The organism is Komagataeibacter melaceti (assembly GCF_003403295.1).
Taxonomy (GTDB): domain Bacteria; phylum Pseudomonadota; class Alphaproteobacteria; order Acetobacterales; family Acetobacteraceae; genus Komagataeibacter; species Komagataeibacter melaceti.
In genome coordinates, this window is sequence record NZ_QUWV01000011.1 from 1 (window position 1) to 13,860 (window position 13,860).

Sequence of the window (13,860 nt, forward strand, 5' to 3'; positions counted from 1 at the left end):
AGATGATGCCGGGGAGTGTGGAGGCATGGGTCAAATCTCGATGAAAATTTCCGCCCTACCCGGGTCAGTTCTCAGTGAAAATCAACACGCTGGGTCACGATCCTGAACGACGGGCGCTCCTATATCATCACCATTACGGCCAGCACCAATGACGCACAGACCAGCGCGCGGGTGGCGAATGCGTATGCCGACGTGTATCTCGACTTCAAGCGCCACATGAAGATCTCGGCCACATGGCAGGCCAACGCCATGCTGGATGAACAGATCGTGCCGCTGCGTGAACGGCTGCGCAAGGCGGAACAGGCCGTGCAGGCATTCCGTGAAAAGAACGGCCTGATCGCCGCCGAACTGGAGCGCGCGCCGGGGGCCAACGCCAATAATAATGACAATGGCGGCACCACCGTCACCGACCAGCAACTGACCCAGATGAACCACCAGCTCATCACCGCCCGCGCCGAGCTTGAATCACGCCGCGCCCGCTATGCCGAGGTCCGCACGGCCATAAGCAACGGCAGCGTTGACAGTATTCCCGATGCCGTTTCATCGCCGCTGATCCAGCAGCTACAGGCGCAGGAAGCCCAGATCAGCAGCCGCGCGGCAAGCCTGAGCCAGACGGTGATGGACGGCAACCCCGACCTCCAGGCCGAACGCGCCGCCGCCGCCCAGGTGCGCCGCCGCATCGCGGCCGAGGTCCACCGCATCGCCAGCAGCGCGGCCAAGGAACTGTCCAGCTCCGAGGCACAGGTCGCGGCCCTGTCCGCCGCGGTCAACCGGCTGCAGGGGCAGGTCACGGCCGAGAACGAGGCCGACGTGACCCTGCGCCAGTTGCAGAGCGAGGCCACGGCGGCGCGCACGGTCTATCAGGATTATCTGGGCCGCTTTGCCCAGACCTCCACGCAGGCGGAACTGCAGGTGGCCGAAGCCGACCTGATCTCCCGCGCGGATACGCCGCTCAGCCCCTTTGGCCCGCCACGCAAGCAGTATATGGCCATCGCCCTCATTTTCGCGCTGCTGGTCGGCGCGGGCTCCGCACTTGTGATCGACCGCATGCACAAGGGGGTCAGGAGCACGGCGGAGCTGGATGCCATCCCGGGGCTTTTCGCGCTGGGGCTCGTGCCCGCCTTTGCCGGGCCGCTGCGCCGTCAGTACACCAGCCGGGAGCGGTCGGCCTATCTGGAAACGGTGGAATCCATCCGCAGTGTCCTGTCATTCGGCCACAGCCGCTTCCGCGCCAAGGTGGTGCTGGTCACATCGGCGGAGCAGGACGAGGGCAAGACCACCTTCGCCCTGTCACTGGCGGCCAATACCGCACGCTGCGGGCAACGTGCGCTGGTTATTGACTGTGACATGCGCAACCCCTCGGCCATGCGGGTGATCGGGGGTGTGAGCGTGCTGCACAACAGCCAGATGCCTGTCGATACCCTTCTGGCCGGGCTGGAACGCGACGTGCTGCCCGGCGTGGATATCCTTACCCCTGAGGGCATGCTGCACCGGGGCGGGGGCGCGATGCTCCTGCCCGAGGAACTGGGACAGATCCTGTCCCATGTCCGCTCACAGTATGACATGATCATCCTTGACACCCCCCCGGCCCTCGCCTTTCCCGATGCCGCCGTTCTGTCGCGGCAGACGGATGGCGTGGTCATGGTGGTCAAGTGGGGGCAGACATCCCCCTCCACACTGGTGCAGGCCATGCGCGCGCTACGTACCTACGATGCACGCACGCTGGGGGCGGTGCTGACACAGGCCCCGCCGAACAGCCTGGGCGAGGCGGAAAAGCATCCCTTCCGCATCTACAGCCATTACGGGCTGCTTCCCCCCGGCTGAAACGCAGTACAGCATGTGGAGTGCCCAGGTGAACGACCCGCGTATCTACGTAAACGGACGCTTCTTGACCCAGCCGCTGAGCGGGGTGCAGCGGTTCGCGCTTGAAATCAGCCACGCATTGGCCCGCGTGACCCGCGCGGGGTCGGAGCCGCTGCCTGTCATGCTCACCCCCGCCGCCGCCATGAGCGGCGATGACGCGCCGGACCTGCCCCGGCGCATGGTGGGCCGATGCCACGGGCAGGTGTGGGAGCAGCTTGAACTGCCATGGGCCGCGCGCGACGGCGTGCTGCTCAACCTGGGCAATACCGCCCCGCTATGGGGCGGACGGCGGATCGTGATCATTCATGACGCGGGGGTTTTCAGCCAGCCGGGTTCCTATTCATGGAAATTCCGGCTGTGGTACCGGCTGCTGCATACCCTGCTGCGCCACACCCGCGCACAACTGGTTACGGTGTCCGAATTCTCGCGCGGCGAACTGTCGCGCTACCTGCGTATTCCGCCAGAACGCATCGCGGTCATGAGCGAGGGCGCGGAACATATCACGCGCATTCCCCCTGATCCCACCATCCTGACCCGGCACGGGCTGGTGCCCCAGCGCTTCGTGCTGGCGGTGGGCAACCTTGCCCCGCACAAGAACCTGGCCCGGCTCGATGCACTGGCACGCGTGCTGGCGCTGCGCGGCATCCCGCTTGTGATTAGCGGCAGTGTGAACACGGCCGTATTCAACGCCAGCGGCATGCAGGCCCTGCCCCGGCCCGCCACCTATATCGGGCGGGTCAGCGATCAGGAACTGCGCGCGCTGTACGGGGCGGCGGCGTGTTTCGTGTTCCCGTCACTTTACGAAGGCTTCGGCCTGCCACCGGTCGAGGCCATGGCCTGTGGCTGCCCGGTGGTCGCGGCGGATATTCCCGTGCTGCACGAGATATGTGGCGCGGCTGCGCTCTACGCCAGCCCGCTGGAGCCGGAAGCCATTGCGCAGGCCGTGGCCTACCTGCTCGACACCCCGCAGAAGGCCGGAGAAATGCGCGCGGCCGGCCTGAAACGGGCCGCCACCCACACATGGGACCGCGCGGCGGAAACCCTGCTGCAGATCGCAAGGAGCATAACCCCATGACCCACCCCCGCCACGGCAGGTGGTCACGGCACATGGCGCGGGCCTGTATTGGCGGGGTCCTGCTTGTGGGGCCTGCCCTGCCCCGTGCCCATGCCGATCCGGCCATGCAGTCCGTATGGTGCAGCATTACCGAGGCCAACAGCCGCAGGCTGTTCATAAGCGATCCCGCCCACCTGCCCGCAACATCGCGCATGACGGTATTTGCCTATAGCGGCCGCTTCGCCCGTACCGTGAACATGCGCTACGGCCTGCATTACGTGGTGGTCGGGCATTACTGCCAGGCCTTTCCAACACCCCGCCGCGCCGCCATAGCGCATGCCGACATGATCGCCCACCTGGCGGACCAGAACTTCCAGATTGTCAGCGTCGGTATTTTCTGACCGCGTGAGGAGACATGTTCATGACCGTGCAGACCGCCGCCCTGCGCATTTCCGGACAGGCCGCGATACCCGGCATAACCAGATATTATACCGCAACGCCCGGCCACATGGCCGGGCAGGCAGGGCATGAGGAAGAAAGGTTTACGGGCCGGCTGTTAGGGCACGTATTTGGCCCTGATCTGATACATGCTTGGCAAAGGCGGGCGGATATCCTGTCCGCCGGGGTTGTCTGGACTCATACCGAAGCGCAGGCGCTGGCCGTCCTGCAGCTTTACCGCCTTACGCCGCGCACCCTTCACCCTCCCCTTATCATCCAGTGTGACTGGCTTGTGGGGCGCTGGGCCAGTGCGTCGCCATGGCGCAGGCTGGTCCTGCGCGCATTGCTGTCACGGGCGGATATGCTGACATTCGGGGCAGCTGAAGACATGAAATACGCCCGTGCCCTTTTTCCCGGCCAGCGCATGGAATGGGTTGGCCCTGCCCTGCCCCGCCCGGCAGCGCCACCGCCCGCCCCGCGCGGGCCGGACCATCCCCTGCATGTGCTGTCGCTGGGCCATGACCCGCAACGGGACTGGGCCACGGTGCTGGATGCCATGGAATTCCTGCCACGCGACAGGCCCTGCCATGTTCGCGCGGCGACCATCTGGCGCATGGCGGTTCCACCCCATGCCAGACCCGTTTCCCCCTTATCCGGCAATACTCCGCCCGGGCCATTTGATGGGGTGGATATTGTTGTCATATCCCTGACCAGAAAGCTGCATGCCACGGATATTGCGATGATCGAGGAAGCAAACCGGCATGGCCTACCCGTTATTGTGACCGATACCGGCGGGTTGCGGCATTATCTGGATGAGAACTGCGTGCTTTACGTGCCCGCGCGCGACCCACGCGCGCTGGCGCAGGCAATCACCACGCTGGCAAATGACGCGGGGCGCTGTGCCGCCATGGTCCGGCAGGCCCGCGCGCGCATCCGTTCCTTTCCGGCGGGCTTTACGCATACGTTGCGGCATGTCGCCCTCTCGCGCGAACTTCTGGGCAGGGAAAAGGCGGGACAGTCCACATGCGCCGCGCCAACCCCGTCCTGTGCAAACAAACTGAAAATAACGGTCGGGATCGCCACCAGCGGGCGCCCCGCCATACTGGCCGAGACCATTGCGGAACTGCGCCGCCAGAGCCTTGCGCCGCAGCAGATCATTGTCTGCGCACCCACGCCAGCCGATGTGGCGGGACTTGTTCCCGCGCCAGACCTGCGCATCATGCAGGGACCGCGCGGGCTGGCGCACCAGCGTAACGTCATTCTGGACCATGTTGGCGAGGCGGACATCATCATGTTCTTTGATGATGATTTCCTGCCTGACCGCGACTATCTGGCAACCTGCGCCGACACGTTCGCCTGTGCCCCCGATATTGTGGGCATGACCGGCTACGTGCTGGCGGATGGGGCGAAGGGGCCGGGCCTGACGGTTGCAGCAGCCCGGCGCATGCTGGCCGACCCGCGCATAAACAGCACCGCAACCCTGCCCGCCCTGCAGCCCGCATGGAACGGTTACGGATGCAACATGGCCTATCGCCTGGCCACCGTGCGTGAAACGGGGCTGCGCTTTGATGAACGCCTGCCGCTTTACGCATGGTACGAGGATATTGATTTTTCGCGCCAGATGGGCCGGTCGGGGCGCATCGTGCGCGCCAACGGAGCCAGGGGCATCCATCTGGGCAGCAAGCTCGGGCGCACGCCGGGGCGGCGGCTGGGTTATTCGCAGGTGGCCAACCCGTTATACCTGTCCCGAAAGGGCACGTTCCCGCTCGATCACGCGCTGCGCAGCATCGGGCGCAACATTGCCATGAACGCCCTGCGCAGCCTGTGGCCCGAACCCTATATCGACCGGCGCGGGCGCATCACTGGCAACTGGCTGGCGCTGCGCGATGCCCTGCGGGGCCACATCTCGCCTGAAAAGATACTGACACTGTAACTGATGGAGGCCGGTTCACATGTTTTTTTCACTGGTTGTGCCGACATTGGGGCGGGTTGATGAATTGCATGCCCTGCTTGTGTCCCTGACCCGTCAGTCACTGACAACATTCGAGGTCATTATTGTTGACCAGAATGGTGATGACCGGCTGGCACCCGTTCTGGCCCGGTTTAAGGACCGGCTGGACATCACGCACCTGCGCAGCTCCGTCCGCCAGTGCAACCATGCCCGTAACCTCGGGGCCAGCCGGGCAGTGGGGGATATCGTCACCTTCCCCGATGATGACTGCATCTATACGGACAACGTGCTGCAGCACGTCAATGACCTGTTCAGTTGCGCCCACAGCCCCGATTTCATTACCGGCTCCGTCCTCACGCCCGATGGCGCGCCCGCGAAATCCGGGCGCTGGCACCCGGTCGGGACCACCATAAACAGCCATAATGTGTGGACCTGCCTGATCGAGTTCAATTTCTTCATCCGCCGCACGGCGTTCGCCGCCGCTGGCGGGTTTGACGAAGGTGTGGGACCGGGCACGCCTTTCGGCTCGGCCGAAGGGCAGGATCTGGCGCTGCGCCTGCTCAAAAAGGGGTTCCTGGGGCTGTATGTTCCCGCGCTGCGCATCATGCACCCCGACAAGCCCGTTACCCTTACCATTGCACGCGCCTACAGCTACGGGGCCGGGATGGGGCGTGTCATGCGCCGCAACCATGTGGGCGTCATGACCGTGGGCACGTTCCTGCTGCGCTCCGTGGGCGGCGGGCTTGTCTATCTGCTCAGGGGGAACATGCCCCTCGCCCGTTATTATTTCCTGACCTTTCTTGGCCGGATCAGGGGCTATCTTTCATTACGCGCGGATGCGGCTACAGTGGCCCCCGCCATCGGGTAGGAGGCACGGCCCGTGGGAGTGGTCGCATCCGCGCCGCCACGCCTGCGTGAAAGGCGGGCGCGCACCGGCTCGTCAATTCCCTTGAGCACCGCGAGGGAGACCACCAGCACGACCATGCCGACCAGCGGCATCTCCACCATGGGGATGCGCTGGTGCGTCACTGCCTGAAACAGGCCGTTGACCCAGCAGAACACCGGGTAATGCAGCGCATACAGGGGGTAGGAAATCTCCCCACCCCACAGGGAAATCCGTGCAGAAACAGGTGACAGGCGCACCCGCGCCCCCGACATGACCAGCAGCGGGGACAGCACGGTTATCCATATCATGGCCACGCCGCGCGGAACATCGACAGGCCACATGAACAGTACCGCCATGATGCACATGCACGCGGCAAATACTGACGGACGCAGAAGAAATGCGGGCAGCACCGGCGCAAGACGGTATGACGCCACCCCGAGGAAAAACGATGCCCCCACCCGTGGCAGGCCACTCCAGAAAGTGGCCGGGACATCCCCCCCCAGCCCGGTAAAGTAAAGCAGCGGGACACATAGCACGACCATGGCGGCGGCAAGGTAACGCTGGTCCACCCGCCGCAGGAACCACCAGAACAGGTTGATGAACAGTTCCAGAAAAAGGGAGTACTGCGGCCCATTGAGCGGAAAGACCTGTGGCCCCCCAATGGCGTGTGGCGCCCAGGGGTAGGGAAGGTTCAGCAACGCCAGCACCACGGCGGTGAGTATGACCATGGGGGATATGTCAGCGCCATTCATCCGGCCACGGGAAATGACGTAAGCCCCGCCCAACAGTGTCGCCACGATAATGACCGGCATGAGCCGGACAAGCCGACGCCGGAAGAACTGCCCCATGGACAGTGATCCCGCCCCCGCCATCCGCCCGCCGTAGGACAGCGACAGCACATACCCGCTCAGGCAGAAGAACAGGTCCACCGCAAGGCCGCTATTGACCGCAAGGCCGGGCACATCCAGCCAGTGCCCGAGGTGATAGACCATGACCGACAGGGCCGCGAAACCACGCACCCCGTCCAGAGCCGCGTAATGGTGCCGTGGACCCGCCATATTCCGCTCCCGTTACGGATCATGTCGCCCATGATCCCCACTACGGAACAGGCTGGTCCGCATAAAGATTTTCCATGCAGGCAAAATATTTTCGTGACGGTGCCCGAATATCCCGGCCCGTTGGGGGAAATACTTCCCTTATGTCCGTTACGGCAAAATTGCCCGAAAACCCGTTACGGGTAATGCCAATGGGCCACATGCGCCCGTTACATTGCGCGCATGTAACAAGATGACGGAATTCGGTCCTGCCATGCAACTCCGGCACGCCCCGTATCGTTCGCGACTTGCAGCCCGATAAAACAGGGGTGCGCCAGTTCCGACCACACCCCAACAGACAGGAAGAATACGGTGCATTACCTGGTAACTGGGGGCGCCGGCTTTGTCGGCAGCCATGTAGTACTTGCCCTGCGCGATGGCGGTCATTCCGTTGTCGTGTTCGACAACCTCAGCACCGGGCACCGGGCCGCACTGCCCCCGGATGTGCCGCTGGTCGTGGGCGACCTGTCCGACCATGCGCTCCTGAACGCTGTTCTGGAAAGTGAACGCTTTGACGCGGTGCTGCATTTCGCAGCCCTCTCCCTTGTGGGTGACAGCATGCGGGTTCCGTTCAGGTACCTGCGGGACAATTACCTGAACAGCCTGCAACTGGTTGAGCTGTGTATCCAGCATTCGGTACGGCGGTTTGTATTTTCCTCCACCGCGGCACTGTTCGGCACCCCGGAACAGCAGCCGATCATGGAAAATGCCACGGTCAATCCGGGCTCCCCCTATGGGGAGAGCAAATTCATGATCGAGCGGGTCCTCCACTGGGCCGAGAAGATACACGGCATGCACAGCGCCTGCCTGCGCTATTTCAATGCAGCCGGGTCCGACCCCGCCGGCCGCGCGGGGGAAGATCACCGCCCGGAAACCCACCTGATCCCGCTGGCGATCGACACGGCACTAGGCCGCAGGCCGCGCCTGTCCATTTTCGGTTCCGACTATCCCACAACGGACGGGACATGCGTGCGCGACTACATTCATGTCACCGATCTTGCCAATGCCCATCTGGCGGCGCTGGAACAGATCGAAACACGCAGCGTGACCTATAACGTGGGCAACACAACCGGCTTTTCAAACCTTGATGTCATCCGCGCGGTGGAGCGGGTGACGGGCCAGCAGATAGACTGGCATCCTGCGGACCGTCGCGCGGGAGACCCGGCCATCCTCATTGCCGGATCGCAGCAACTGCGCGCGGAAACCGGGTGGACCCCGCGCATTGCCGCCCTGGATGATATTGTGGAGACCGCCTATCGCTGGCGCCTCGCCCATCCGCAGGGGTACGACAGCGCCCCATCCGCGCGGGATGGACACGAGGAAGCACTCTATCTCCCGCCCTTTCCCATTCCCGCCGCGACACAGGCGGCCTGCCGCCCTGCCCCGCCGTGAAGTTTCAGGGACCAGACATATTCATACCACGATAGCGGCATGTGCGCCTTCCATCCTGAAGGCCGTCCCCGAACGGGCAGGATCTCATTTTCATGACCATTACGGACCCGACACGCCTGACCCGCATGCAGACGGTACTGTTCAATGCGGGGTGGAACATGCTGGGCCGCATCGGGCCGGTTGCCGTCGCCCTGCTGGTAACACCGCCGCTGATTACCCAGCTCGGGCTTGCGCGCTGGGGGGTGCTGACCATAGCGCTCAGCCTGGTGGGCACGTTCGGGATATTTGATTTCGGGCTGGGCCGCGCCCTGACACGCGCCATTGCCGAACGCATTGGCCAGGGGCGCGATGCGGAATGCGCCACGCTGGTGATGACAGGTATCGTCGCACTCGGGCTGCTGGGGCTGGCGGGCGGTGGCATGGCGGCGGCAGGCGTGCAGATGTGGGTCTATCATGGCCTGAAAATTCCCGCAGCCCTGCAGCACCAGACCCTGGTGGCCATGTGGGTCCTGTGCGCGACCGCGCCGCTGGTCATGATCAATGCCGCCATGTGGGGCGTCATGTCGGCCTATCAGGCATTCCGCGCCGCCAACCTCATCAACATTCCCATTTCGGTCATGTACTATCTCGGGCCGCTGCTCATCCTCCAGCTATGGGACAGTCTGGTGGGGGTTATGCTGGTGCTGGCGCTGTGCCGCGTGGCGATGACGGTGGGGTATGGCTGGATATGCCTGCGTATCATGCCCACGCTCCTTGCAGCACGGCCCGCCTTCGGGCTGTTGCGCCCGCTGTTCAGGATTGGTGGCTGGATGACGCTGTCCAACCTCATGTTCCCCATCCTGTCCTACATGGACCGTTTCATGATTGCGACGGTGCTGTCGGCCGCCGTGACCAGCTATTATACCACAGCGTTTGATGTCGTGGCCCGGCTGTCCATGATTACCATGGCCGTGACCAGCACCGCCTATCCGGCGATGGCGGCCTCGTGGCGTATCGACACGGTGGCCACGACCGCGCTGTACCGCAACAGCATCCTGACCGTGCTGGGCCTGCTGTTCCCGTTCTGCCTGCTGGGCGCGCTGTTCAGCCACGATATACTGGCACTGTGGGTGGGGGCGGACTTTGCACGGCACAGCACCCTGATCATGAAGTGCCTGAGTATCGGCGTATTCTTCTTTGGCATGGATGCGGTTGCCGCCGGTTTTCTGGACGGGATCGGCCGGGCGGAAATGAACGCCATCCTGTCGGTGGTCGAGGTGGTGGTCTATATCCCCCTGCTGCTGGTGTTCCTGCACTGGTTCGGGGTCAATGGCGCGGCTTTTGCATGGGCCATACGCAGCCTGACGGACTGCGTGGTGCGTATCGGCCTTGGCATCCGCCTTTATCCCGCACTGGCACAGGTCGTGCGGCACCTTGTGCCCGTAGCCCTGATTGGCCTGACCGCCATGGCCATGTCCCTTCCCCCCGCCACCTATCTGGCCCGTGGGCTGATCGCCATGGGCGGGATGGCCATGTTTTACGGCGTGCTGTGGGCCCATGGCCTGGCGGGGGAAGAAAAAGCATCCCTGCGCAATACGGTCATGCGGGCCGGGGCGGCAGGGTGGCAGAACCTGCGGTGGTGGCGGTCAGCAGGATAAGGCCCCATCCGTCACGACTGTCATGAAGGTGAAGAACAGATGAAGTATTCCATTCCTCTTGCCATTCTGGGGGTTATCACCTCGGTCGCCACGGCGCGGGCGGATGACAGTGCGACGCTGCAGAACATGCTCGATGGCTGTTACGCAGGCACCAGAAGCTGCCTTATCGACCTGCAGGGCACCACGCGAAACCTGACAAGGACGTTGAAGATCAACCCGGAAATGGTGACGATCCGCAACGCGACATTTGAATGCCGCATGACATCGGGCACCTGCCTCTACATCTCACAGGACGGGTTCGCGCATCATGACTGGGTCAAAACCAACCGTCTGGAAGGCATTACATTACACGGCAACCGGTCCATTGATGGCATAACGATGAATTATACCGGAAACAGCAACTACAACGTCAATGCCGCCATGGCGCTGTTCAGTGTCTCGATCCAGGGGTTCAATCACGGCATCTCCTTTGGGAACAATGTCTGGGGGGTGGATATGTTCAATGTCATGATCGGCAATGGCAATATTGGCATCTATACCCAGCCCGGCACCCATAATGCGGGGGAACGGTCCACTTTTTCCGGTGGCACGATCTATAACAACGCCATTGCCGGCATTGATGAGGAATCATGCTGGGAATTTGATTTTGAGGGCACGAGCTTCGACTTCAACGGCCAGCAGATGATCCTGCGCGGGGGCACGTCCTTTACCGGCCATATTGAAAACGCCGATACCGGCAGGCCCGAAATCGTGCTCGGCGCGCTGGAGGGCGTACCAGCCGGATCGCTTTACATGAGTGCGGGATCAAGCATCACGGTTGATGGCTGGAACCCCAAACACCCTAAGCAGCCGTGTTTTGTGCAGACAAGCCTGCCGTATAACAACCTCAAGATTCCCGCCCTGCTCTACGGGTTTGGCGGCACGCAGGGAGCCGTGTGCGGGCCGGGAAAGGTCGTGACATGGGACGGACAGCCCTTTTCCAACAAATGATTGCGTCCGTGCCATCATCTCCCGCGCTTTGGTGGTCTGATATATACCGTTTTCCATAGTGATATATGCTACACCCGGATTTCACAGCACCAGAGCGGGAACGGAGCGTGCATATTCAACCATTAATATCATGTTATAATTTTATATAACATTTTTTGATGTGCATAACGCCGAGAATGTGTTTATATAACCACGAAACTTGAAGTGGTTTTGAGCGCATGAGCCTGTATCCTGAACTGACCACGCCCCGCCCTGCACACAAGCCGACGCAGGGCCTGCCTGCACCGCACGCGGCCCCATGTCCGGCCACGGCAGGATACGCACGGCTGCCCGGTGGCAGAAACCGTGCCCTGACCGGCAACACGCCCGGCACCCCCGTTGGTTTCTTGCGTAAGGAAAGCAGGTGATGGCTCTTTCACCCGGCTGGAAAGCCCCTGATTTTACCACCGACACAACAGCAGGCCCGATCCGTTTCCACAACTGGGGTTACGGATGCTGGCGCATTGTCCTGACGCATCCGGGCGATTACAGCATGCGCAGCCTGCGTGCAGGCATCCGGTGGGCGCGAACCGGTTCACCCCCCATCCATCTGCTGTGCCTTTCGCCCGTGCATGGCATCATGGCTGGCACGTCCGCCAATCCCTGTGGCTTTCCCCCGCCGGGCCTGCCCGTCATTCATGATGAAACAGGGCAGATTGGAGCGCTGTGGCGCGGGGTAACGGCGGATATCGGGCCAGTCGGCATCCCGCACAATGAACATGCGGTCTTTATCGTGGACCCCACGAACACGATACGCGGCACCCTGACCGGACCTGCCGCCGGGGGCCACGACTTTGCCGAGGTCATTGGCATGGCGCGCGGCCTTGGTGTGGAACAGCCACCCCTCAACCGTGCCCGCCGTGCGGCCTGACTGCCATACTCCCTGCCGTCATCCGGTCATGACGGCAGGGAAGCCAGCCTTCAAACCTGTTTTCTGCCCCCGCCCCGCTTCCTGTCAGTGACATTTGCCACGCCTGACCTTAAGATATGCCAACCAGGCGGCAGAATGACAGGACACTGTAATGATAGACCATATCCGGCGGTTTAATGATGGCCGGACACTTCCGATGAATGCCGGAGCCTGCTTCTGCATCATTGTCATGATGGGCATTGCCAACCTGATCTGCCGCTTCGTGCTCAAGGCCGATATTTCCTATCTGGTGCCGTGGCTTGTCAGTGGCACGGTGGTCTATTTCTTCGCCCCGGCGTTCATCCTGTGGTTCGCGACCGGCAGCCCGTCCGGTCAGCCCGGCGCGCAGAACACCAAACCACGCTGAACCAGCGGGCAACAGGCGCGCATCCGGTCTTACGCGCGGCCCACGCCAGTATTCCATAGCCAACCCACCCGCATTGGGCAGGGATTGTCAGTTACGCATGCAGGGGCGAAACTGACGATCCTGCCCGTGACGGAACATTGCATGACGACAATCAACCCCACGTCTCCACTGGCTACGTATCTCTCGCTTCAGGGGACCGGTGGCGCGCAGGAAATGCCCACCCCATCCGGGGCCACGGGCGCATCCCCTGCCAGCACCACCACGGATGATGTCGTCTCCCTCTCCGCCGAGGCCATATCCGAACTGGCGCAGGCAGCAGACAGTACCACGGACCCGCTGGCCGCCGATTTTGCCCGCTTCTTCCCTACCCTTGCGGGCATGGATGCGACGGCGCTGGGGCTGGGAGCACTTGATCCGGCGGCCATGTCCCTCTCGGCTGGGCTGTCACCACAGGAAATCGCCATGGCGGCACGGGCCAGCATGGATGAGGCCCATGCCAGCCTGACCGGGGGCAACAGGCCAGCCGCCCCCGATGACCTGTACGCCATCATCCGCAATACCCTCATGGCCAGACTGGACAGGACCGCGCTGGTTGCGGTCAGCACGAACGAACGCGGCCTGTTTACAAGAACCGAGCAGAATGACGCCCTGAACCTCCTGACCCGGCAGGAAGAACTGGCGACGGGCCTGCTCCCCGATGGGGCGGACACCCGGCCCGAACGTGCCGGGACACGAGACATCCCCGATACGCTGGAGCGGATAACCGCCAACATCCTCTTTCTGGACAAGGCTGGCAGTTACGAGGCTGGCACCGTGGCATGGGCCTTCAGCCGCGCCGCCGCCCAGGTCGTGTATGAAGGCGAGATGGCGGCCCGGGGCGAAATTCCCGATAACACGCTCATCAGCCAGTTCAGCGTTACCCTCATGCTGGCAAGTGCCATGACGATTGCCCAGAAATTCGTGCGCTACAACAGCCGGGCGAAAGGATCGGCGCTGGACGCCATGGATGAAGCATCTCTGCGCGACCAGCTTGATGACGTGCTGGCCAGAACCCGCAGGGAACTGGGCTTCCACGCCGACCGGGCACGGCATATCTGCACACAGGCGCGGCGCCTTGCCACGCGAAACACCCCACAGGGCGCGCCCGTGGCCGACCTGATCCGGGCGTTTCATGCCATAGCCCGGCAGCAGGCCCACAGGGCCGGGCTGTAGGGCTTCCCGCCACCCACGCGGGGTATG

The 13,860-nt window shown here is 63.0% G+C and carries 12 protein-coding genes; 11 read left to right on the forward strand and 1 reads right to left on the reverse strand.

All coding sequences use genetic code 11. The annotated features are described in order from the left end of the window. Positions 1-171 precede the first annotated feature (171 nt). The 5 genes from DY926_RS01030 to DY926_RS01050 are packed head-to-tail and all read left to right on the forward strand — an operon-like array spanning position 172 to position 6,174. Positions 172-1,824, forward strand: coding sequence for a GumC family protein (locus DY926_RS01030; RefSeq protein ID WP_241502986.1), 1,653 nt, complete (start codon positions 172-174; stop codon positions 1,822-1,824). Between the two features lie 28 nt (positions 1,825-1,852). Beyond that, positions 1,853-2,938 (forward strand): glycosyltransferase family 4 protein, encoded by a 1,086-nt coding sequence (locus DY926_RS01035; RefSeq protein WP_241502987.1) that lies wholly within the window; start codon positions 1,853-1,855, stop codon positions 2,936-2,938. Then, the gene (locus tag DY926_RS01040; RefSeq protein ID WP_148707729.1) at positions 2,935-3,318 is read left to right on the forward strand and encodes a hypothetical protein; all 384 of its coding nucleotides are present in this window, start codon (positions 2,935-2,937) and stop codon (positions 3,316-3,318) included. The genes DY926_RS01035 and DY926_RS01040 overlap by 4 nt, the downstream gene beginning before the upstream one ends. A gap of 20 nt (positions 3,319-3,338) precedes the next feature. Further along, the gene (locus DY926_RS01045; RefSeq protein ID WP_241502988.1) at positions 3,339-5,288 is read left to right on the forward strand and encodes a glycosyltransferase; all 1,950 of its coding nucleotides are present in this window, start codon (positions 3,339-3,341) and stop codon (positions 5,286-5,288) included. Positions 5,289-5,307: 19 nt separating this feature from the next. Further along, positions 5,308-6,174, forward strand: coding sequence for a glycosyltransferase family 2 protein (locus DY926_RS01050; RefSeq protein ID WP_116701680.1), 867 nt, complete (start codon positions 5,308-5,310; stop codon positions 6,172-6,174). On the opposite strand, the gene DY926_RS01055 is transcribed toward DY926_RS01050, so the two are convergent. Further along, positions 6,123-7,250 (reverse strand): acyltransferase family protein, encoded by a 1,128-nt coding sequence (locus DY926_RS01055; RefSeq protein WP_116701681.1) that lies wholly within the window; start codon positions 7,248-7,250, stop codon positions 6,123-6,125. The two genes, DY926_RS01050 and DY926_RS01055, sit on opposite strands and share 52 nt — an antisense overlap. Before the next feature lie 348 nt (positions 7,251-7,598). Between DY926_RS01055 and galE the strand changes: the two genes are divergently transcribed. From galE to DY926_RS01085, 6 genes are all read left to right on the forward strand, one after another. Further along, positions 7,599-8,678 (forward strand): UDP-glucose 4-epimerase GalE, encoded by a 1,080-nt coding sequence (gene galE / locus DY926_RS01060; RefSeq protein ID WP_116701682.1) that lies wholly within the window; start codon positions 7,599-7,601, stop codon positions 8,676-8,678. A gap of 92 nt (positions 8,679-8,770) precedes the next feature. Next, positions 8,771-10,315, forward strand: a complete 1,545-nt coding sequence (locus DY926_RS01065) for a flippase (protein WP_116701683.1) — start codon at positions 8,771-8,773, stop codon at positions 10,313-10,315. 39 nt (positions 10,316-10,354) lie between these two features. Continuing rightward, positions 10,355-11,305, forward strand: coding sequence for a hypothetical protein (locus DY926_RS01070; RefSeq protein WP_116701684.1), 951 nt, complete (start codon positions 10,355-10,357; stop codon positions 11,303-11,305). 406 nt (positions 11,306-11,711) lie between these two features. Beyond that, positions 11,712-12,215 carry a thioredoxin domain-containing protein gene (locus DY926_RS01075; protein ID WP_116701685.1) on the forward strand — a complete coding sequence of 168 codons (504 nt, stop codon included), beginning with the start codon at positions 11,712-11,714 and terminating at the stop codon, positions 12,213-12,215. 151 nt (positions 12,216-12,366) lie between these two features. Further along, entirely contained in the window at positions 12,367-12,621 is a 255-nt protein-coding gene (locus DY926_RS01080) for a hypothetical protein (protein WP_116701686.1), read from the forward strand. A 141-nt stretch (positions 12,622-12,762) separates the two neighbouring features. Beyond that, positions 12,763-13,833: a hypothetical protein gene (locus DY926_RS01085; protein WP_148707730.1), complete on the forward strand. Its 1,071-nt coding sequence runs from the start codon at positions 12,763-12,765 to the stop codon at positions 13,831-13,833. Positions 13,834-13,860 lie beyond the last annotated feature (27 nt).